Here is a 21,280-nt window from a genome sequence, read left to right on the forward strand (position 1 = left end):
TCGAACCGACCGCGACGCCCGCACGGAACCCAATGCTGTGCGGTGGCGCGTGCCGGCGAGCGTGCCGCCGAAGGCGGCCGCGAGTCGCACGCGCGAGGTCGTCGGGCTCCGCCCGACTGCCAGAGGGACCGGAGGTCCCTCGCTGGAGTCAGTCGCCGGAGCGAAGCGGAGGCGGCTGACGAGGCTGGGGAGGCGTGAGGTGCGGTGCGGTCGCGGGGCGGGACTCGAAGGGGCAGTCGGGAGGCGGGCACAGACGACGCAAGCACCGCAACGAGGGAGCAAAGCGACCGAGTGAGGAGCGCAGCGAGTGTGTGCCCGCCTCCCGGCTGGGGCTTCGGCGGTCTCGGCCACACCGTCACCTTCGCAGTAACGAGCAGTCGACTTTCCGACCGCGTTCACCACACCCACACCGACAACCGAATTATACTATAACGACCGACGCGCCGTAGACCAGCACCGTCCCGAGAACACCGATCCCCGCGGCCTTGGCGTTGAGCTTGACCGCCTTCTTGCGGTCGGCGGCGAGCGCCGCCTCGTCGACGACCTCGCTCGTCCCCTCGCCCACGTCGAAGACGCCGATGCCGGCGAAGCCGATACAGAAGCGCTCGCGGTACTGTAGCCAGCCCATCGCGGCCCCATAGAGGGGGAACACCGAGAGGGCGAGCGACCACTGCGGCCACGCCAAGGCGACGACCGCCGCGACGAAGACCGCGGCGAGCGCGAGCGACCCGACGCCGAGGAGGAGCCGCCGCCGCTGTTGGGTCGGTCCGATGTTACAGACGCCCGGTTGATACTCCATACCGCCCGGAGGGGCGGGAGAAGCAAAGCCCCAACGGATCGGGCGGAGCTCCGACTGGGGGTGGTCGCGACCGGGGGAGCCGCGCCCGATCACGGTGATGATCGCGGAGGGGTGGAAACGGTGAAATGCCCGGCAGCCGAGGTGGACGTGTGAAACGGATCCAGCTCGGGAACACCGTCTTCGAGGGCGAGAACGATGTCTACCTGCTCGACGGCGAGACGACGGCGCTCGTCGACACCGGCGTCGCGCTCCCCGAGGTACGCGAGGAGTTGGTCGACGGCCTCGACGAGTACGGACTCGCCTTCGCCGACGTGGACGCGGTCGTGCTCACCCACTGGCACCCGGACCACGCGGGGCTGGCGGGCGAGGTTCAGGCCGAGAGCGACGCGGACGTGTACGTCCACGAGGCGGACGCCGCCCTCGTCGACGGCAGCGAGACGCCGCTCTTCACCGACCGCGACCTCCAGCGCGAGACGTTCGAGCGGTGGGGGATGCCCGACGCCGACCGGGAGCGCCTGACGGCGTTCTTCGACGCGGTCAGCGCGGACCTGTCGGGCCGGCCCGCCGACGTGACGACGTTCGGCGACGGCGAGACGATTCGGGCGGGTGGCGTCGAACTCGAAGCCCTCCACCTGCCCGGCCACACCGCGGGCCTCTCCGGGTTCGCGTTCGACCCGCGGGCGGTGCCGGACCACGAGCCGGTCGCGGGCGCGGACGCGACCGAGGAGGCGTTCACGGGCGACGCGCTGCTCCCGAAGTACACCCCGAACGTCGGCGGCGCGGACGTGCGCGTCGAGGGCGCGCTCGCGGCCTACGCCGAGAGCCTCGCGCGGATCGTCGAGCGCGACTTCGACGCCGCCCACCCGGGCCACCGCTGGCGGATCGACGACCCGAGCCGGCGCGCCGCGACGATCCTCGACCACCACCGCCACCGGACGCGCCGGGTGGTCGGCGTCTTAGACGAGTCGGGACCGGCGACCGCGTGGGAGGTCTCGGCCGAGCTGTTCGGGTCGCTTGAGGGGATCCACGTCCTCCACGGCCCCGGCGAGGCGTTCTCGCACCTCGATCACCTCGCGGCGGCCGGCGTCGTCGAGCGCGACGGGACCGACTACCGCCTCGTCGACCCCGACCCGGACGTGGCGGCGCTGTTCCCGACGACGCCGCTGGACGACCTCGTCGACGGCGGCGAGGACGCGTAGTCGGGGTCCCTCGTCGGTTTCCGGCGCGCTCCGGGTCGGCGAAAGGTATTCGTGCCGGCCGTCGTATTCGGGGACGTGAAGCGGGACGCCCTCGCCGCGGTCGTCGTCGCCCTCCTCGCGGTCGTCGCGCTCGGCGTCGCGGCCGCGACGCTGGACTCCGCGGTCGACACCGGCAGCGGCGGGTTCGGCGGCGGCGGCGGGGAGTCCCCGAGCGTCGGTGAGACCGACGGGGACCCGGGCGTGCTCACCTCGCCCGGGGAGTCGGGCGGGCTGTCGACCTCCGGCGTCTGCCTCCCGTCGCTCAGGGAACCCCCGGCCCTCGCCGCGCTGCTCCTCGGGATGGCGCTGCTCGCCGCCCTGACCTATCGGGACACCGCGTCGCCGTTCGCGAGCCTCGCCGTCTCCGGCGTGATCGGTGCCCCGATCGGAGTCCTCTTGTGGGTGCTGTCGGCGTGCGGGGCGGCCGGACAGCGCGTCTCGGTGTCGCTCGGCCTCGGCGGCAACGAGACGGGGCTGTTCCCCGAGGGCGCTCCGGGAGGCGGCGGGTTCGGCGGCGGCGAGGGCGCGGCGTCGACGCCGGAGGCCCTGTTCGCGTTGGTGGTCGTGGCCGCGATCGTCGCGAGCGTCGCCGTCCTCCTCCTCGCCGGGGGCGACGACGAGACCGGCGGGGAGCGCGCGGATCCCGAACAGCCGGACGAGGAGCCGCCGGACCTCGGCGCGGTCGGGCGGGCGGCCGGCGAGGCCGCGGACCGGATCGAGTCGTCGGACGCGGACAACGAGGTGTACCGCGCGTGGCGGGACATGACCGACGCGCTCGACGTCGACCGCCCCGCCTCCTCGACCCCGGCCGAGTTCGCGACCGCCGCGGTCGACGCCGGCGTCGACGAGGAGCCGGTGACCGCGCTCACGGAGGTGTTCGAGCGCGTGCGGTACGGCGGCGAGGACCCGACGGACGACCGCGAGCGCCGCGCCGTCGAGGCGCTGCGCCGGATCGAGGAGCGACACGGGGGCGACTCGTAGTGCGCTTCCTCGTCGTCGCTGGCGTGGCCGCCGTCGCCGTCGGCCTCCTCGCGGCGCTCGACCGCGGCGTGGCGGCGGCCATCTCCCCAACCGCGACCGTCGTCACGCTGATCGGCGTCCTCGGCGTGGTCCAGGGGATCCGATACGCGAACGCGCGCCGGGACCGACGACGGCTGTCGACGGAGCCGGGGGAACCGGAGCGCCGCGCGCCGGCCGCGGTCCCCGGCGCGGACCTCGACGAGCGGATCGCCCGGGTCGCCAGCCCGGCACCGGGCGGGTACCGGGACCGCCGCGACCTCCGCGACCGGATCCGAGGGGTGGCGGTCGAGGCCGTCGCCCGCGACCGCGACTGCTCCCGCGAGGCGGCCGAGGCGGCCGTCGACGGCGGCACGTGGACGGACGACCCCGTCGCCGCCGCGTTCCTCGACGCGCGGAGCCGGTACCCGCTCCGCGTCCGCCTCTCGGCCACGGTCCGGGGACGCTCGCGCTACTGGTACGGGCTGCGGGCGGCGATCGACGAGATCGAGCGGACCGAGTCCGGGGGTGCGGCGTGAGCGACTCGCGGGCGGCGGCCGCGTCCGGATCGGCCGAGTCGGCCGAGTCGAGTGATCCGAGTGACTCGACCGGGCCGAGCGACGACGGGGTCGATGCGGCAGCGATCGACGGGGAAGACGACGCGGCCGCGACGGACGAGGGAGAGCGCTCGGACGCGACCTCGATCGACCCGGAACACCGACGGGCGGTCGAGACGGACCGGTGGCTCGGGGTCGCCGGGGCGTCGCTGGCGCTCGTCGGACTCGGCGTGCTCGTCCGACAGTCGTCGCTGGTGCTCGCGGGCGCGGTCGGCGTCGGGTACGCCGTGTACGCCCGGGCCGGCGACGCGCCGACGCCGGCGCTGGCGGTGACGCGGTCGGTGAGCGACGAGAGCCCCGCTCCCGGCGACGAGGTCCGCGTGACCGTTCGCGCCGAGAACGTCGGGGACGCGGCGCTGACGGACCTCCGGCTCGTCGACGGCGTCCCGCCGGGGCTGGCGGTCGTCGACGGGCCGGCGCGGGTCGCGACCGCGCTGCGGCCGGGGACGGCGGTCGCGTTCGAGTACACCGTGCGGGCGGCGCGCGGCGACCACGAGTGGGAGCCGCTGACCGCGATCACGCGCGACGCGGCGGGCGCTCGGGAACGCACGACGGCGCTCGACGCCCCGACGACAGTCGCCTGTACGCCGGGGCTGTCCGCCGGGGGCGACCTCCCCTTACGGGGGCTGACGACCGTCCACCACGGCCGGGTGCCGACCGACGTCGGCGGTTCCGGCGTCGAGTTCCACGCGACCCGGGAGTACCGCCGGGGCGACCCGCTCAAGCGGGTCGACTGGAACCGCCGGGCGCGGACGGGAGAGCTGTCGACCGTCGAACTGCGCGAGGAGCGGTCCGCCACCGTCGTGCTGCTCGTCGACGCCCGCGAGCCGGCGTACGTCGCGCCCGACCCCGACGCCGAGACGGCGGTGGAGGCGAGCGTCGCGGCCGCCGGGCAGGCGTTCTCCGCGCTCCTCGACGGCGGCGACCGCGTGGGGATCGCGGCGCTGTCGCCGCTGGACTGCTGGCTCCCGCCGGGCAGCGGGACCGTCCACGCGGCCCGGGGCCGCGAGACGCTCGCCACCGATCCGGCGCTGGCACCGACCCCGAGCGGCGAGCGGTTCTACCGGTCGCTGTGGCTCCGGCGGTTCCGGCGGCGGCTCCCGGCCGACGCACAGGTGCTGTTCTTCACGCCGCTCGCGGACGACACCGCGGCGTCGCTCGCGCGACGGATCGACGCGCACGGCCACCTCGTGACGGTGCTCTCGCCGGACCCCACGGCGACCGGGACGGCCGGCGAGCGGCTGACCGCCTTCGAGCGCCGCCAGCGGCTGCGGACGCTCCGGTCGGCCGGGATTCGGGTGCTGGAGTGGCGAGACGACGCCTTCCCGGTGGCGGTCGCGGCCGCGACGAGGCGGTGGTCGCGATGAGCGGCGCGGTCCGCGAGGAGGGGAACGAGGGAGGCGGGGCGGACGGCGACCGTGCGGACACCGACTTCCACGAGACGGACGCGCGGCCCCCGACGGCCGCGGTCGTGGCGAGCCTCGCGGCCGCCGGCGTCGCGGCGACCGCGGGCGCGGTCGCGAGTCCGATCGGCGGGGCGCTGCTCGGCGTCGCCGCGCTCGCGTTTCTCGGCGGCGGGCTCCGGGGGTCGACGCGGGTCCTGACGTGGGGCGCGACGGTCGGCGTGGTCGGCCTCGGGGTCGCCGGGTACCGCGGCGCGCCCCCCGAGTCGCTGCTCGTCGCCGCGGTCGGGCTGGCGGTCGCGTGGGACGTCGCCGACCACGGCGTCGGCCTCGGCGAGCAGGTCGGACGGGGCGCGCGGGCCCGGCGGAACGTCGCGGTCCACGCGGGGACGAGCCTACTCGTCGGCTCGGTCGCGGCCGGGCTCGTCTACGGGGTCTCGCTCGCGGTCGGCGGTGGGCAGCCGGTGGCCGCGCTCGCGCTGCTGCTCGCGGGCGGCATCGCGCTGATCTCGGCGCTTCGGTGACGGCGCGCGTCGGGAGCCGCGCGTCGGGAGCCACGCGGGTCGAAAGGGGGCGGGCGGGGCCGTTGGGGTGCGGCGGGCGGGACCGTAGGGGTGCGGCGAGCGAGAGTCGAGCGAGCGCGGCGGCGGCGCGCCGGCGGAGCTAAACCCTTATGAGCGCGCGGCCGGCAGGTACGGTCGTATGAGCGACCTCCCGGACGACTTCGACTGCACGCTCACCAACTGGGAGTACATCTACGGGCTCTGCCGCAACGTCTCCGACGCGGTGAAGCGGGCCGACTTCGAGCCGGACGTGGTCGTCGCCTTGGCCCGCGGCGGCTGGTTCGCGGGGCGCTGCGTCTGCGACTTCCTCGGGCTCAACGACCTCACCAGCCTCAAGATGGAACACTACGTGGGGACCGCCGAGAAGAGCGGCGAACCCCAGATCCGCTACCCGATGCCCGAGGGGAGCGTGGAGGGGAAGAACGTCCTGATCATCGACGACATCGCCGACACCGGCGGCTCGATCCGCCGCGCCGAGGAGTACGTCGAGGAGCGCGACGCGGGCGAGGTCCGCACCGCGACGCTCCAGCTGCTCGGCACCTCCGAGTTCCATCCGGACTTCGTCGGCGAGCGACTCGAACAGTGGACGTGGGTCGTCTACCCGTGGAACTTCCTCGAAGACATGATCGACCTCACCGAGGGCGCGATGGAGCGCGCCGACGAGTCGGCGTTCTCACGCGAGGACCTGCGGCACTACTTAGAGGAGTTCCACGGCATCGGTCGGATCGAGATGGAGGTCGCCCAGCCCGGCCGCCTCGACGAGGTCGTCGAGGAGATGGTGCGGCGGGACGTGGCCGAGCCCGTCGGCGACGAGACCTGGGCGCTCGCCGAGTAGCCGGTCCGAGCGATGGCCGGGGACCGAGGCGGTGACGACGGCCGAGGCGCGGCGCTCGACGCGGTGCTCGCGGCCTACGAACTGAAAGAGGAGCGGCGCACCGGCTGGCAGCTCCGCGGCGTCGACGACCCCGAGTCCGTCGCGGCCCACTCGTGGGGGGTCGCGTATCTCCTCGTAACGCTCGGCGATCGGTTCCGCGAGGAACTGCCCGAGGTCGACCTCGACCGCGCGCTCCGGCTCGCGGTCGTCCACGACGTCGCCGAGGCCGAGACGGGCGACGTGGCGACTCGGGCCGACTCGACCGCCGACGCGGTCGATCGCGAGGCGAAGGCCGCCGCCGAGCGCGAGGCGATGGCGGACCTCGCCGGACCCCTCCCGGAGCGCGTCCGGGACGCGTGGGAGGCGTACGAGGCGCGCGAGTCGCCGGAGGCGGTCCTCGTCAAGGAGTGCGACCTCCTCGACACCTGCCTTCAGGCCGTCCGCTACGAGCGCGGCGACCGGTACGACCCGGACCGCGGCGACCCCGACGCCTTCCGCGAGTACGACGACCTCGACGAGTTCTTCGCGACGACCGAGCCGCGGCTCCGCACGGACGCCGGCCGAGAGCTGTTCGGGGCGGTCCGCGAGCGGTACCGGACCGCGCGAGACGAGTGAGGGAGACGCGCGGGCCGAAGCCGGACCGCCCGCGGCCCGGCCGGATCGCTTCGACGATCGTCGTACAGTTAATCGACGTTTGTAGCCTCTCTACCGCCCGATTTCGGGACCGGATGGTAAGATGGTTAACGGGGGAGGTCGTCTCGGGAGGTGAGCTTTCACTACGCATGTCTGACACCGATCTCGTAATCGTCGGCGGTGGAATCAGCGGGGCGTCGCTGTTGTACACGGTCGCGAAGTTCACCGACGTCGAGGACGTCACGCTGATCGAGAAGGAGCGGGAGGTCGCGGCGATCAACTCCCACCGGACGAACAACTCCCAGACCCTCCACTTCGGGGACATCGAGACGAACTACACCTTGGAGAAGGCCGAGGAGGTAAAGGAGGGCGCGGAGCTGCTGGCGGGCTACCTCGAAGGGGAAGACCCCGACCGCGAGATGCACAGCAAGCGGAGCAAGATGGTCCTCGGCGTGGGCGACGAGGAGGTCGCCAAGTTAGAGGAGCGCTACCACGAGAACGGGTTCGGCGACCTGTTCCCGAAGCTCCGGGAGATAGGGCGCGAGGAGATCGCGGAGCTGGAGCCGAAGGTCGTCGAGGGGCGCGACCCCGGCACGGAGCTGAAGGCGCTCCAGACGCCCGACGGCTACGTCGTCGACTACGGCGCGGTCGCGGAGTCGTTCGTCGACGCCGCCCGCGAAGAGGAGGGCGTCTCCGTCCACCTCGGGACGACCGTGACGAACGTCGACGAGCGCGGCGACGGCTTCCGGGTCGAGACCGACGACGGCGACTTCGAGGCCGAGGCGGTCGTCGTCGCGGCCGGGTCGCACAGCCTCCAGTTCGCCAAGGAGATGGGGTACGGCGAGGGGATGTCGCTGCTCCCGGTCGCGGGCAGCTTCTTCCTCGCGGACGACCTGCTGAACGGGAAGGTGTACACGCTCCAGATGAAGAAGCTCCCGTTCGCGGCGGTCCACGGCGACGCCGACGTCCACGACGACGGGATCACGCGGTTCGGGCCGACGGCGAAGCTCGTGCCCGCGCTCGAACGCGGCCACCTCTCGACGGTGAGCGACTTCGTCGACGTGTTCGGCTTCAACCCCGACTCCGTGCTGAGCTACGTCAACATCCTCTCGGACAAGATCCTCTTCCCGTACGTCGTGCGCAACCTCGTGTACGACCTCCCGGTGGTCGGCAAGCGCGCCTTCCTGCCGGACGTCCAGAAGGTCGTGCCGAGCGTCGACGTCGACGACATCGACCGCGCGAAGGGGTACGGCGGGGTGCGCCCGCAGATCGTCGACACCGAGAACAAAGAGCTCGACATGGGCGAAGCGAAGATCGTCGAGGACGGCGTCCTGTTCAACATCACGCCCTCGCCGGGCGCGTCGACCGCGCTGAAGAACGCGATGACCGACGTGGAGACCGTCCTCGGCTTCTTCGAGGACGACTACGAGTTCGACGAGGCGGCCTTCCGCGACGCGACCATCGAGAACTTCCCGCGGCTCGACGACGAGGCGGCGGGCGACGACGCGGCTGCCGCGGACGCAGAGGCGGACGACGAGACCGCCGCCGACGGCGACGCGGACGCGGAGGCCGACGACGAGGTCGCGGCCGAGGCCGACGACTGATCGGGATCCGGCGCGAACGACACCCGTAAGTAGCGTCCCGGCCGATCCGCGGCCATGGCATCGAACGGCGACGACGGGGCGGGTCCGGGCGACCCGACCGCGGAAGGCTCGGCGGCCGACGGCGGAGTCGTCGACCGGTGGACCGCGCTCGACCGGGGCTGGCAGGCGCTCGCGTTGGGGCTCGTGATCGTCGCCGCGCACCTCGTCGGGCAGGCGCTGTGACGGGGGTCGCCGAGGCGGTCCGCGCGTACCTGCCCGGGCTCGCGCTGCTCGCGGGCGGCGCGCTCGTCGCGACGCTCGTCGCGGAGGCGGTCCCCGGCCTCCAGCCGCTCGTCGTCGCCGTCGCGCTCGGCGTCGGCGTCGGGAACACGGTCGGGACGCCCGACATCGCGGAGCCGGGCGTCGGCGTCGACAAGCTGTTTCTGGAGACCGGGATCGTGCTGCTCGGCGCGGCGGTCGCCGTCGAGGAGTTCCTCGCCGCCGGCCCCACGGTCCTCGGGCTGGTGGTCGCGTTCGTCGCCGGCGGCCTCCTGTTCGGCGAGGTCGTCGCGCGCGCGTTCTTCCGGATCGGATCCCCGACCTCGTCGCTGCTGGCGGCCGGCGCGAGCATTTGCGGCGTCTCCGCGGTCGTCGCGATCGGCCGGGTGTTGGACGCGCGCGGGGCCGCGATCACCTTCGCGGCCGCGACGGTCCTCCTCTTCGACGCGGCGACGCTCGTCGCGTTCCCGCTGGCGGGCGAGTGGCTCGGCCTCACCGGTCGGCAGTTCGGGGTCTGGGCGGGCGTGAGCATGTTCTCGACCGGCCCCGTCGCGGCCGCGGGGTTCGCGCACTCGCCCGAGGCGGGCCAGTGGGCGACCGTGACGAAGCTGGCGCGCAACTCGCTTCTGGGCGGGGTCGCGGTCGCGTACTCGGTGGCGTACACGGCGCGCTCGGCGGCGGAGCCGGGCGTCCGGCGGCTGTGGGCGGAGTTCCCGAAGTTCCTGCTCGGCTTCCTCGCCGTGGCGGCGCTGGCCAACAGCGGGCTGCTCTCGCCGGCCGCGCTGGCGTCGATCGGTCGCGTGTCGGACGCGCTGTTCGCGCTGGCGTTCGTCGGCCTCGGCCTCTCGATCCGAATCGACGACATGCGCGCGGTCGGCGCTGCGCCCGTCGCCGCGGTGCTGGTCCACCTGCTCGCCGTGAGCACGCTCGCGCTGGCTGCGGTGCGCTGGCTGCTGTGAGACGGGGTGAGGTCGGCGGGGGCGGTCGGGTTCAGTCCTTATAAGTAGCGAGCGGGCGCACTCCGGGTATGGGCACCATCGGCTTCATCGGCGGCAGCGGCATCTACGAGGCGCTCCCCCTGAACGACGTGCGCGAGGTCGAGTTCGACACGCCGTACGGGGAGCCGAGCGACGCGGTGACGATCGGCGAGTTCGGCGACACCGGCCGCGAGGTCGCGTTCCTCCCGCGGCACGGCTCGAACCACGGCGTCTCGCCGACCGACCTCCCGTACCGCGCCAACATGTACGCGCTGAAGAAAGCCGGCGTCACCCACGTGTTCGCGTCGAACGCGGTCGGCAGCCTGAAAGAGGAGCTGGAACCCGGCACGCTCGTCGTCCCGGACCAGATCTACGACCGGACGAAGCATCGCGACCTCTCCTTTTACGGCGACGGCGTCGTGGTCCACCAACCGTTCGCGGACCCGTACAGCCCGGAGCTCGTCGATCACCTCACCGAGGCGGCCGAGTCCGCCGCCCCCGAGGACACCGGCGTCGTGAAGGGCGGCACCTACGTCTGTATCGAGGGGCCGCAGTACTCGACGCGCGCGGAGTCGGAGTTCTACAAGCGTCAGGGGTGGGACCTGGTCGGCATGACCGCGATCCCCGAGGCGAAACTGGCCCGGGAGGCCGAGATCGCGTACGCGACGATCGCCGGCGTCACGGACTACGACGTGTGGAAGGAGGACAGCGAGGTGACCCTCGAAGAGGTCCTCGAAAACGCCGAGCAGAACCAGAAAGCGATCAAGGCCGCCGTCGAAGAGGCCGTGCGCACGCTGCCGGCAGACTTAGACTGCGACGCCCACAGTTCGCTCGAAGGCACCGTCAACACGCCGACGGAGGCGATTCCGGAAGAGACCAAAGAGCGCGTCGAGCCGCTGCTGGGCGACTACTTGTAACCGAATCCGCGGTGCGGTGGCGCGTGCCTGCGAGCGGTCGCCGCAGGCGACCGTGAGACAGCACGCGCGAGGGACGCGGTGAGCGCTCGGAGAGCGCGAACCGCGAGGCTGGGGAGGCGTGAGGCGCGGTTGCTGTGCGGGGCGGGACTCGAAGGGGCAGCCGCGAGGTGGTCACAGGCGACGCAAGGACCGCAGAGAGCGAACGGAGTGAGCGACTGAGGACCGTGGTTCGAGAGATCGAAGCTCTCTCGTCATCACGAGACGCCTTCGGCGTCTCGAACGACAGCGAGCGTGCGACCACCTCGCGGCTGGGGCTTCGGCTGTCTCTGTGTCGATCAGCGAGGTGCGACCGGAAACATCATCGTACAGCCGAGCGGCCGGGACTTCGGCGGTGTTCGTCGTTGGGACGATCGAGGGTCCCCGGGCTACCGACGTAAACGCGTCCTAGTCGTCGAACACGTCGAACGTGAGCTCCGCGTCGGACTCGCGGGTCAGGCGCTCGGAGCCGTCGTGGTCGCTCAGTGCTCCGGCCTCCATCGAGTCGTGGACGCGCTCGACCGCGTCCGGCGTCACTTTCTCGGTCACCTCGAAGGTCGTCACGGGGCTGACCAGCCCCCAGAGCGCGCCGGCGGAGTGGGCGAGGAAGGCGACCGGCGTGAAGAGGAGATACAGCGGCCACGTGAGCGGGTGTTTGTCGTACGACGCCGCGCCGACGACCGTGTACACGAACAGCACGCCGAACAGCGTCAGCGAGGCGGCCCGATACCACTCTATCGCCGGCGCGGTGCCGGGGAGGAGGACGGAGGCGACCGCGAGTATCGGGACGAGCGGCGAGAACGCCCACGCGACGATCCGCGTGTAATACACCGGCCTGTACGCGAGCGGGAGCAGCCCCCCGTCGGCGCGGGTCCCCGAGATCCACCGCCGCCGCTGCTTGGCCATCGCGCGCAGCGACGGGGGTGCCTGATTGCGGAACCGGACGTCGAGGACGGCGAAGGAGACGCCGGTACGGTCGGCCGCCCGCCAGATGAAGTTCGTGTCCTCGGTGATCGTCGCCACGTCCCACGTAATCTGTTCCTCCAGCGAGCGCCGTATCGCCACGCCGCCGCCCCACGCGTACAGCGGGTACCGCAGGCGGTGGAACGCGAACTGCTCGTACTGGTAGCCGACGCGGAATATCTCGCTGAGGTACGCGACCCGCGAGCCGGTGTACAGCGGCTTCTCGGTGAACTGGACCACGTCCGCGTCGGGGAGCCCCTCGAAGCCGGCCATGATCGTGTCCTCGTCGAGGTACAACACGTACTCGCGGTCGCAGGGGACCTCGCGGCGCGCCCACTCGACCGCCCGGCCCTTGTTCGTCGCGTCGCACTCGAACTCCTCCGAGACGACGTGGACGTCGGCCCCCTCGACGTCGATCGGTTTCTCGGCGATCACGCGCACGTCGTCGAGCCCAGCGGGCACCGCGTTGACGGTCGCCTGAACCACCGCCTCGGCGTCGATGGTGAGGATGCGGACCTGAACGTCGTCGTAGCCCCACTCGACGTCGTCGGGGTCGACGCGACCGCCGCGCGCGAGGACGACCGCCTCGAAGAGCCACCACAGCGTGGAGGCCCCGTACAGCGCCAGCGCGACCCAGAGCCCGACGACGACCGCGCCGAGGACGGGGTCCTCGGAGAGCACCGATAGCACGCCCGCCCCGACGGAGAGCGGAGATAAGAGCGCGTCGAATCCTGTCAGTCCGCGACGGCCTCGGTGTCGGCCGCGACCGCCGACGGGTCCTTCACCCAGAGGTCGCCGAACAGCTCGTCCTGCTGGAGCCGCACCGCGCCGCGGTGGGCCATAAAGAGGAGCGCGAGGTACGTCATGAACGGGCGACCGCCCGCGCCCTCGATCTCCGCGAACAGCACCTCGGTGCGGCCGCGGTCGAACTGCGTCGCGAGGACCCCCTCGATCTCCGCGATCACCTCCTCGATGTCCTCGTCGTGGGTGCGGTCGGTCGCCTCGCCCGCGGTCGGCTCGCCGTCCTCTCGGAACTCGTCGCCCGCGTGGTAATCGAGCGTCTGCGTCCCGCGGGCGTGGCCGCTCGGCGACTCCGAGGTGTCGTACTCGCGTGAGTCCTTCCACCACGAGCCGCGCTCGGCCTCGCGCAGCTCGCGGACCAGCTCGTCGAGCGTCTCCGGCGAGCCGCGGGTGTTCTTCCGTTCGAGCCGGCGGTCCATCTCGGCCTCCAGCTCGTCGACGGGGTCGAAGTCGCCGTCCGCGGGGTCGGGCGCGCCGCCCTCCATCGCGACCTCCCACGGCTCCGGCTCGGGTTCCTCGTCCTCGTCGTCGTCAGCCAGCATGCCGTCGCTTTTCATCCGGAGTAAGACGCTGGCGTAAAACAGCGCCCGCCCGGTCGTCCGGAGGTCCGTCTCGTCGAGCTTCTCCAGGAAGGCGTCGGTCACGTGGACGATGTCGATGTCCCACGGCTCGATCTCGCCCTCCTCGGCGAGCTGAACGAGGAGTTCGACGGGCTCGACCTCGTCGTCGCCCGTCGCGTCCGGCGGCGACACGCCGGCCACGGGCGAGCCCGAAACGGCGTCGTCGGTCGCACCGGAAACGGCGTCGTCGGTCGGATCGGACCCCTCGTCACCGGACGGGTCGTCGTCAGACGAGTCGTCGCCGAACGGGTCGGCCCCGTCGCGCTCGCTCGTCAGGTCGAGGTCGGGGACGCCATCGTCAGTCATCCGCGCTCACCTCGCCCTCGTCGGCGTCGTCGCCGAACCGCATTCCGGTCACCGCCGAGAGGTTGTCGCCCTGCATCGTGACGCCGATGGCGCGGTCGGAGCGCTCCAACAGCGCCGAGCGGTGGCCGACGACGACGAACTGCGCCTCCTCGGCCAGCTCCTCGATCATCTCGCCGACGCGCTCGGCGTTGACCGCGTCGAGGAACGCGTCGATCTCGTCGAGCGCGTAGAACGGCGCGGGGTTGTGGCGCTGAACGGCGAAGATAAAGGAGAGGGCGGTGAGCGACTTCTCGCCGCCGCTCATCGCGTCGAGCCGCTGGACCGGCTTGTCGGCGGGCTGGGCCTTCATCGTCAGCCCCTCCTCGAACGGGTCCTCGGGGTTCTCCAAGACGAGCTCCCCGGTCCCGGCCGAGAGCCGGGCGAAGATGTCCTCGAAGTGGTCGTTGATCGACTCGAACGTCTCCATGAACGTCTCCTTTTTCGCCGCCTCGTACCCCTCGATGCGCTCCTCGATGGCGTCGCGCTCCTCGACGAGCACGTCCCGGCGCTCTTGGAGCTCGTCGAGCGCCTCCTGGACCTCCTCGTACTCGTCGATCGCGAGCATGTTCACCGGCTCTAGCGCCTCCATCTCCGCCTCTAACTCCTCGATCCGCGACTCAACCTCGTCGAGGTCGGGGATCTCCGCGGCGTCGTACTCGCCGACCTGCGACTCCAGCTCGTCGATCTCCCACTCCAAGCGGTCGCGGCGGTCCGTCAGGTCCGACAGGTCCGTCTCCGCCTCGGAGACGAGCGACCGCTGCTCGTCGCGGCGCTGGGTCGCCTCCCGGATCTCCTCGCGGAGGTCCTCGCGTTCCTCCTTCAGCTCCGTCAGCTCTTCTTCGAGGTCGGCGATCGCCTCTTTCTTCTCGTCGAGCGCGGCCTCCTTCTCCTCGATTTCGGCCTCGTAGTCGGGGACCGCCTCCTCCGCCTCCGCCTTCGCGTTCTGCGCCTCCTCGACGTCGTCGTGGAGGTCGTCGAGCGCGTCCTCGGCGTACCCCTTCTCCAACTCCAGCTCGTTGATCCGGCCGTCGAGCGAGTCCATCCGGTCCTCCAGGTCGCCGATCTCGGCGCGGATCTCGTCGGCCCGCTCCGAGAGCTCGGGGATCTTCGAGTCGGCCAGTTCGGCCTCGATCTCGTCGATCTCGGCCTGTAGCTCGTCGATCTCGGCGGTGATCCCGTCGAGCTCCTCGTCGAGTTCCGTCATCTCCGCGTCGACGGACTCGCGTTCCGCCTCCAGCTCCTCCAGTTCCGCCTCCAGCTCCTCGATCCGGGCTTCCGCCTCCGCGAGGTCGTCCTCGGCGCGCTCGACATCCGCCTCCAGCGACCGGACGCGCTCGGCCGCGTCCGCCTTGCGGTCGCGGGCGTCATCGATGTCGTCGTCGAGCGCGTCGATCTCCGACTGGACCGACTGGCGCTCGTCTTCGAGGTCGGAGATCTCCGTCGCGAGCCGCTCCAGTTTGCCGCCGCCGGACTTCGTGAACGAGTAGCGGGAGCCGCCGCCGGAGCCGCCGGTCATCGCGCCCGACTTCTCGACGAGGTCGCCGTCGAGCGTCACCATCCGGTAGTCGCCCATCAGCTCCCGGGCGGTCGCCATGTCCTCGACGACGAGCGTCGAGCCGAGCACGTACGAGAAGATCGACTCGTACTCGGCGTCGTAGTCGACGAGGTTGCGCGCGAAGTCGACGACCCCCGGCAGCGAGGGCTTCCGCGGCAGGCTCCGGTCGTCCATCTTCGTGATGGGAAGGAACGTCGCCCGCCCCGCGTTCCGCTGTTTCAGATAGTCGATACAGGTCGAGCCGACGCCGTCGTCGTCGACGACGACGTTCGCCAGCCGCCCGCCCGCGGCGGTCTCGCAGGCCTCGGCGTACCGGGCCTCGACCGACGCGAGCTCCCCGACCGCGCCGTGAACGCCGTCGATGCCGCCGTTCTTCACCTCGGTGACCGCCCGGGGCCACGAGGCGTCGCCGCGCTGGTCGGCCGCGGCCTCCAGCTTGGCGTACTCGTTCTGCTTCTCGCGGAGCGTCGACTCGATCTCTTCGAGCCGCTCGTCCTTCTCCGCCTTCTCGGCGAACAGGTCGGCGACGGCGTCCTCGATGGTCGCCTCGTTCTTCTCGGCTTTGTCCAGTTCGCCCTTCAGCTCGGAGATGCGCGCCTTGTGTTCCGGGAGCGACGCGCGGGCCTCCTCCAACTCCTCGCGGGCCTCGCTCACCGCGTTCGAGCGGCGGCGGGCCTCGTCGAGCAGCCGGTCCTTCTCGCGTTGCGTCTCGTTTTTCTCCTCGCGGAGCGACTCGATCGCCTCCTTCTTCTCCGACAGCTCGGCCTTCAGCTCGTCGAACTCCGTGTCCGCGCCCTCGATCTCGGCCTCCACGTCCGCCAGCTCCGAGCGCTTCGTCGCCAGCTCCGACTTCACCGAGGCCTTCTCGACTTTCGTCTCGCGGATCTCCGCCTCCAGCTCCTCGATCGTCTCCTCCTTGCGGTCGATCTGGACGAACGCCTGTCGCCGGTCGTTCTCGGCCGACTCGGCGCGCGACTCGGCCGACTCGATCCTGTCCTCCAGCCGCGAGATCTCGCCTTTGATCGACTCGATCTCCGACCGGATCTCGATCTGCTCGTCTTCCCCTTTCGTCTCGATCTCGTGGTTGAGGTCCGCTAAGTCCTCCTCCAGCCGGGTGAGCTTACCCTGTCTGGCGTCGAGCTCGGTTCGGAGCTCCTCGAGCTCCGCCTCCGCCTCGTCGACGTCGTCTTCGACGGTCGCGAGCGTCTCCCGTTTCTCCTCCAGTTCGGAGGCCTTCCGGAACCCGCGGTACTCCTCTACCTCCTCGCGGAGGTCCTGATACTGGAGGGCGGTCTCGCGCTCGTCGGCGAGCTGGTCGAGCCGCTCCTGCTTCTCGCCGATGCGGAGGTCCGCCTCGCCGATCCGGTCTTCGACCGTGTCCAGCTCCTCGTAGGCGGCCTCCTTCTTCTCGTCGAACTCGGCGACGCCCGCGATCTCGTCGACGATCCCCCGCCGCTGGTAGGGGGTCATGTTGATGATCTCGGTCACGTCGCCCTGCATCACCACGTTGTACCCCTCCGGCGTCACGCCCGCCGCCGCGAGCAGGTCCTGGACGTCCGAGAGGTTCACCGACCGGCCGTTGAGGTAGTAGTACGAGTAGTAGTTGTCCTCGGTCTCCTTCACGCGGCGCTTGATCGTGATCTCGGAGACGTCGCCGACGTTCTCGGTGCCGGCCGCGGAGACGACCTGCGACCGGTCGAGCGTGCCGTCCTCGTTGGAGAGCACGACCGTGACGGACGCCTCGTTCGGCCCCCCGGACTCCTCGCCGTCGTCGTGGCCGGGGTTGTAGATGAGGTCGGTGAGCTTCTTCGCGCGGATCCCGCGGGTGCGCGCCAGCCCGAGCGCGAACAACACCCCGTCGATGATGTTCGACTTCCCGGAGCCGTTCGGGCCGGTGACGACCGTGAAGTCCTCGTAAAAGGGGATCCTCGTCGTCCGCCCGAAGCTCTTGAACCCGTCCAGAACGACTTCAGTGATGTGCATGTGGTCGGAGGCGACCGCTTACGCGACGATGATGTCGTCGCCCTCGCTCGACTCGCCGTCGTCGTCGCCGTCCGCCGCCTCGCCCTCGTCGGCGCGCGACTCGGCGTCCGGGGTCGTCGCCGACTGCTCGGGCACGATGACGTCGTCCCCGTCGTCCGACGCCGCCGCGTCGTCCGCGGACGCCCCGTCGGACGACTCCTCGACGGACTCGAAGACGTCGACGTGGTCGTCGGAGTGGGTCGTCCGCTCGCCGCCGGAGACCTGCTCGGCCGCGTCGTCGGTCGCCGGCTCGGCGGCGGCTTCCGTCGCGGCGCTCTCGGAGCCGGCCTCCGCGCCGGCCGCGTCCGCCTCCACCGGGACCGAGCGCTCGTCTTCCAGCTGTCGGACGCGCTCTTTCATCTCGACGAGCTCTTCGGTGAGCCCGTTGACCGCCGCCTGTAGCTCCGCGACCTGCCGTTCGAGGTCCTCGACGCGGTTACTCATTATACACACGCATGCTCGCGCGACGCGTATAAATCTGCGTCAGACACACGTGTGATCAGATCGCACGATTCGGGGCGTCGCCCCCGACGTTTCGGCGGTGTGAAACGTGTCAGACGGCGGGGGAAGATACTTGTACCGACCGCGAATATCCGTCGGTATGAGCAAGATCACCTTCCGGGCGGACGACGGGCTCGTCGACCGGCTGGAAGCGTGTGACGCCTCGAAGAGCGAGGTGATGCGGGAGGCCCTCCGGACGTACCTCGACGGGGAGGAGGCGGCGTCCGACGCGCCGACCGGCGGCGTCGACGACGCCCTCGCGGACCTCGTGGACGAACTGATCGCGGAGCGACTCGACGCCGCGCTCGACGAGCGCCTCGGGCCCCCGGCCGGTGCCGCGGTGCCGCGGTCGGCTCCGGGTAACGCCGGCGACATCAACGTGAACGTCACGCTCGACGTGCCGAACGCGGGACCGGACGAAAGCGAGGAGGAGGTTAGTGTGACGCGTGAGACGGCTGACGACGCGGAGCCGACGGCGCGTAAGACGGACGAGAGTCCGACGGGCGAGAGCCCGAGAGCGACGCCGCGCGAGAACGTCTGCGGCGGGTGCGGCGAGAACGTGCCGTCGGACCACGTGTACTGCCCGAACTGCGGGGAGAAACAGTCGCATAGGGCGTTCTGCGAGTGCGGCGACGAACTGCGGACGGACTGGTCGTTCTGCCCCGGCTGCGGCCGCCGGACCCCGGCCGCGGACGTGCTGAAGGATCGGTAGCCGGACGCGGCGTCATACGCGGCGGACCGCTCGTTTCGGCGAGTGTCTTACATCCGGCGGTAATTTTATATGCCCAGCCTCGGTTAGTTGAGCCGCGTAAGACGGTCGTCTTACAGACGGCGTCCGGGGCGGGTCGAAATCCCGCGTTCGGGCGGTCACGTGCTGTAAGACACACGCGTCGCGTGATCGCCGTCTTACCGGGGGAATACCAATGGAGCGTGTGACACTACGAATCCCGAAACAGCAGATCGACGAGGTCGAACAGATGGTGGAGACGGGCGAGTTCCCGAACCGGAGCGAGGCGATCCGGTCGGCCGTCCGCGACATGTTGAACGAACAGGACGGCGAGCGCGACGAGCGCGGCCGCAACCGCAACTGGGCCAAGGTGTGAACTGATGCAAGATCTCGTTCAGGACGCCCTCGACAACGCGGAAGCGGAGAAGCGCGACATGGACGTCGACATGGACGACGACGAGTTCGGGGACCCCCGGATCGTCATCGTCGGTGCCGGCGGTGCCGGCAACAACACGGTCAACCGCCTGTACAACATCGGCGTCGACGGCGCGGACACCGTCGCCATCAACACGGACAAACAGCACCTCAAGATGATCGAGGCCGACACCAAGATCCTCGTGGGCAAGTCGCTCACGCAGGGGCTCGGTGCCGGCGGCGACCCCAAGATGGGCGAGCGCGCGACCGAGATGGCTCAGGGGACGATCAAGGAGGTGCTCGGCGACGCCGACCTCGTCTTCGTCACCGCCGGGATGGGCGGCGGCACCGGGACCGGCGCGGCCCCGGTCGTCTCGAAGATCGCCAAAGAGCAGGGAGCCATCGTCGTGGGCATGGTCTCGACGCCGTTCAACGTCGAGCGCGCCCGCACGGTGAAAGCCGAGGAGGGACTGGAGGACCTCCGCAACGAGGCCGACTCGATCATCGTCTTAGACAACAACCGGCTCCTCGATTACGTCCCGAACCTGCCGATCGGGAAGGCGTTCTCCGTGATGGACCAGATCATCGCGGAGACGGTGAAGGGGATCTCGGAGACGATCACCCAGCCGAGCCTGATCAACCTCGACTACGCGGACATGTCGACGATCATGAACCAGGGCGGCGTGGCGGTCATGCTCGTCGGCGAGACCCAAGACAAGAACAAGACCCAAGAGGTGGTCAACGACGCGATGAACCACCCGCTCTTGGACGTCGACTACCGCGGAGCCTCCGGCGGCCTCGTCCACATCACGGGCGGCCCGGACCTCACGCTGAAGGAGGCCGAGGGGATCGCGAACAACATCACCGAGCGGCTGGAGGCGAGCGCCAACGTGATCTGGGGCGCTCGCATTCAGGAGGAGTACAAGGGCAAGGTGCGCGTCATGGCGATCATGACGGGCGTCCAGAGCGCGCAGGTGCTCGGCCCCTCCACCCAGAAGCAGGCCGACAAGTCGCGCGCCGCGGTCAACGGCGAGGACCTCGGCGACTCCCGCCAGCGTGCGGCCGAGGCGAACGAGGCCGCGAACCCCGGCGGCAACAGGGGCGACGCGGCGGTCTCGGGCGGCACCGAGCGCAGCGCGTGGGAGTCCGACGGCGGCAACGAGCCCGTCGAGAAGAACAACGGCCTCGACGTCATTCGCTGAATCCCCGGATCACCGACGGCAAAACGCCGTTTCGACGCGGTCCGCGGTCCGTTTTTTCCAGCCAGTTCGGTCAGACGGCCTCGATCGACTCCAGCAGCCGGCACTTCCGGCAGACGTCGCGGCTCGTCTGCGAGCCGCAGCGCTCGCACTCGCGGAGGGCGGGCGAGTCGTGGGCGTCGCTCCCGTCGTCGTCCGTGCCGTCGCCGCGGTACGCCTCGGCGGCGAGCGCGGACAGCTCCTCGTAGCCGGCCATGATCGAGTGGCGCGCGCCGGGGTGGTTCTCTTCGAGGGCGTGGATCGTCGACTGGATCTCGCCGCGGTACGCCTCCTCGGCGTGCGGGCACTCGGCCATGTGCGTGGGGAGGTCGCGGACGTGACAGTACAAGGCGATCTCCTTTTCGGGCACGTCGCGGAGCGGCTTCGCGCGCGGGACGAACGCGTCGGTGGCCTCCCGCTCCTCGAAGGGGCCGAGCGAGGCGTCGAAGTGTTTCGCCACCTGTCGCACGTCGCCTTCGAGGAAGTTCATCAGCGCGGTCTGGGCCTCGTCGTCGAGGTTGTGACCGGTGAGCAGCTTGTCGGCGTCGAACTCGGCGGCGTATTTTTCGAGGAGGTCCCGGCGGAACACGCCGCAGTACGCGCAGGCGGCCATGTTCTCGGGGTCGTCCTCGACGACGTCGTCCATCCGGACGCCGAACTCCTCCTCGTAGGAGACGAGTTCGTGACGCATCGAGAGGTCGTCCGCGAGTTCGACGCAGGCGTCGACGCTCTCGTCGCGGTACCCCTCGATCCCCTCGTGGATGGTGAGGGCGAGCATCTCCACGCGGGGGTCGCGCCCGAACACGTCGTCGAGGATCTGCGTCAGGGCGACGCTGTCTTTCCCGCCGGAGAGCCCGATCACCCAGCGGTCGGGGTCGTCCGGGGTCGCGTCCGGGTCGAGGAGCCCGTCCTCGCGGACCCGACGCTTCACGCGCTTCTCGACCGACTCCCGGAGGTGGTGGCCACAGAGGTGCGCCCCGGAGTAGGCGGCGTGGTGGACGGCGTCGCTCCCGCACTTGTCGCACTCCATCGGTGTCGGGTTGCGGTCGCGCGGGGATACCCGTTTCGGGCCGAGATGAGTGCGTACGAACAGTAGTTGGGAGCGGCAAAGCTGATACCGGTGTAAACGCGGTTGAACCAGCGATTACCCTGCGATACGTGACTGTGTCCTCGAACAGG

General features: G+C 70.9%; 20 protein-coding genes. 14 read left to right on the plus strand and 6 right to left on the minus strand.

The annotated features are described in order from the left end of the window. Nucleotides 1-421: 421 nt before the first annotated feature. Nucleotides 422-799, minus strand: a complete 378-nt coding sequence (locus tag NAF06_RS03065; RefSeq protein WP_008581955.1) for a hypothetical protein — start codon at nt 797-799, stop codon at nt 422-424. A gap of 149 nt (nt 800-948) precedes the next feature. Between NAF06_RS03065 and NAF06_RS03070 the strand changes: the two genes are divergently transcribed. The 11 genes from NAF06_RS03070 (at nt 949) to mtnP (ending at nt 10,879) form a co-directional block, all read left to right on the plus strand. Beyond that, nucleotides 949-1,998, plus strand: coding sequence for an MBL fold metallo-hydrolase (locus tag NAF06_RS03070; RefSeq protein WP_008581957.1), 1,050 nt, complete (start codon nt 949-951; stop codon nt 1,996-1,998). A gap of 75 nt (nt 1,999-2,073) precedes the next feature. After that, nucleotides 2,074-3,018: a DUF4129 domain-containing protein gene (locus NAF06_RS03075; protein WP_192813795.1), complete on the plus strand. Its 945-nt coding sequence runs from the start codon at nt 2,074-2,076 to the stop codon at nt 3,016-3,018. After that, nucleotides 3,018-3,572, plus strand: coding sequence for a DUF7269 family protein (locus NAF06_RS03080; RefSeq protein ID WP_008581963.1), 555 nt, complete (start codon nt 3,018-3,020; stop codon nt 3,570-3,572). Before NAF06_RS03075 ends, NAF06_RS03080 begins: the two co-directional genes overlap by 1 nt. Next, a complete protein-coding gene (locus tag NAF06_RS03085) occupies nt 3,569-5,017 on the plus strand; it encodes a DUF58 domain-containing protein (protein ID WP_008581965.1) in 1,449 nt (482 codons plus the stop codon). Before NAF06_RS03080 ends, NAF06_RS03085 begins: the two co-directional genes overlap by 4 nt. Continuing rightward, nucleotides 4,957-5,577, plus strand: coding sequence for a DUF7519 family protein (locus tag NAF06_RS03090; RefSeq protein WP_049908600.1), 621 nt, complete (start codon nt 4,957-4,959; stop codon nt 5,575-5,577). Before NAF06_RS03085 ends, NAF06_RS03090 begins: the two co-directional genes overlap by 61 nt. Nucleotides 5,578-5,755: 178 nt before the next feature. Then, a complete protein-coding gene (locus NAF06_RS03095) occupies nt 5,756-6,451 on the plus strand; it encodes a phosphoribosyltransferase (RefSeq protein WP_008581968.1) in 696 nt (231 codons plus the stop codon). A gap of 12 nt (nt 6,452-6,463) precedes the next feature. Further along, the gene (locus NAF06_RS03100) at nt 6,464-7,105 is read left to right on the plus strand and encodes an HD domain-containing protein (protein WP_008581970.1); all 642 of its coding nucleotides are present in this window, start codon (nt 6,464-6,466) and stop codon (nt 7,103-7,105) included. A 167-nt stretch (nt 7,106-7,272) separates the two neighbouring features. Next, nucleotides 7,273-8,727, plus strand: coding sequence for an FAD-dependent oxidoreductase (locus NAF06_RS03105; protein WP_008581972.1), 1,455 nt, complete (start codon nt 7,273-7,275; stop codon nt 8,725-8,727). 54 nt (nt 8,728-8,781) lie between these two features. Continuing rightward, nucleotides 8,782-8,949, plus strand: coding sequence for a hypothetical protein (locus NAF06_RS03110; protein ID WP_008581975.1), 168 nt, complete (start codon nt 8,782-8,784; stop codon nt 8,947-8,949). Beyond that, nucleotides 8,946-9,944, plus strand: a complete 999-nt coding sequence (locus NAF06_RS03115; RefSeq protein WP_008581977.1) for a YeiH family protein — start codon at nt 8,946-8,948, stop codon at nt 9,942-9,944. Before NAF06_RS03110 ends, NAF06_RS03115 begins: the two co-directional genes overlap by 4 nt. Before the next feature lie 68 nt (nt 9,945-10,012). Continuing rightward, nucleotides 10,013-10,879, plus strand: coding sequence for an S-methyl-5'-thioadenosine phosphorylase (gene mtnP / locus NAF06_RS03120; RefSeq protein WP_008581979.1), 867 nt, complete (start codon nt 10,013-10,015; stop codon nt 10,877-10,879). A gap of 444 nt (nt 10,880-11,323) precedes the next feature. On the opposite strand, the gene NAF06_RS03125 is transcribed toward mtnP, so the two are convergent. From NAF06_RS03125 to NAF06_RS03140, 4 genes are read right to left on the minus strand one after another with little or no spacing between them, the layout of a single operon-like run. Continuing rightward, nucleotides 11,324-12,559 carry a glycosyltransferase family 2 protein gene (locus NAF06_RS03125; protein WP_008581981.1) on the minus strand — a complete coding sequence of 412 codons (1,236 nt, stop codon included), beginning with the start codon at nt 12,557-12,559 and terminating at the stop codon, nt 11,324-11,326. A 53-nt stretch (nt 12,560-12,612) separates the two neighbouring features. Further along, on the minus strand, nt 12,613-13,605 hold the full coding sequence (locus NAF06_RS03130; protein ID WP_008581983.1) for a segregation and condensation protein A: 993 nt from the start codon (nt 13,603-13,605) through the stop codon (nt 12,613-12,615). Next, nucleotides 13,598-17,182 (minus strand): chromosome segregation protein SMC, encoded by a 3,585-nt coding sequence (gene smc / locus NAF06_RS03135; RefSeq protein WP_008581985.1) that lies wholly within the window; start codon nt 17,180-17,182, stop codon nt 13,598-13,600. The genes NAF06_RS03130 and smc overlap by 8 nt, the downstream gene beginning before the upstream one ends. An 18-nt stretch (nt 17,183-17,200) precedes the next feature. Further along, nucleotides 17,201-17,665 (minus strand): DUF7518 family protein, encoded by a 465-nt coding sequence (locus NAF06_RS03140; protein WP_008581988.1) that lies wholly within the window; start codon nt 17,663-17,665, stop codon nt 17,201-17,203. Between the two features lie 157 nt (nt 17,666-17,822). Between NAF06_RS03140 and NAF06_RS03145 the strand changes: the two genes are divergently transcribed. From NAF06_RS03145 to ftsZ, 3 genes are all read left to right on the plus strand, one after another. Then, nucleotides 17,823-18,434 (plus strand): double zinc ribbon domain-containing protein, encoded by a 612-nt coding sequence (locus NAF06_RS03145; protein WP_008581990.1) that lies wholly within the window; start codon nt 17,823-17,825, stop codon nt 18,432-18,434. Nucleotides 18,435-18,645: 211 nt separating this feature from the next. Then, nucleotides 18,646-18,825 carry a ribbon-helix-helix domain-containing protein gene (locus NAF06_RS03150; protein WP_004595187.1) on the plus strand — a complete coding sequence of 60 codons (180 nt, stop codon included), beginning with the start codon at nt 18,646-18,648 and terminating at the stop codon, nt 18,823-18,825. A gap of 4 nt (nt 18,826-18,829) precedes the next feature. Next, nucleotides 18,830-20,065, plus strand: coding sequence for a cell division protein FtsZ (gene ftsZ, locus NAF06_RS03155; protein ID WP_008581992.1), 1,236 nt, complete (start codon nt 18,830-18,832; stop codon nt 20,063-20,065). Nucleotides 20,066-20,135: 70 nt separating this feature from the next. Here the strand turns inward: ftsZ and ncsA are convergent, their stop codons facing one another. Continuing rightward, the gene (gene ncsA, locus NAF06_RS03160; protein ID WP_008581994.1) at nt 20,136-21,131 is read right to left on the minus strand and encodes a tRNA 2-thiolation protein NcsA; all 996 of its coding nucleotides are present in this window, start codon (nt 21,129-21,131) and stop codon (nt 20,136-20,138) included. Between the last annotated feature and the right edge of the window lie 149 nt (nt 21,132-21,280).

This window comes from Halorubrum hochsteinianum, from assembly GCF_023702125.1.
GTDB classification, from domain to species: domain Archaea; phylum Halobacteriota; class Halobacteria; order Halobacteriales; family Haloferacaceae; genus Halorubrum; species Halorubrum hochsteinianum.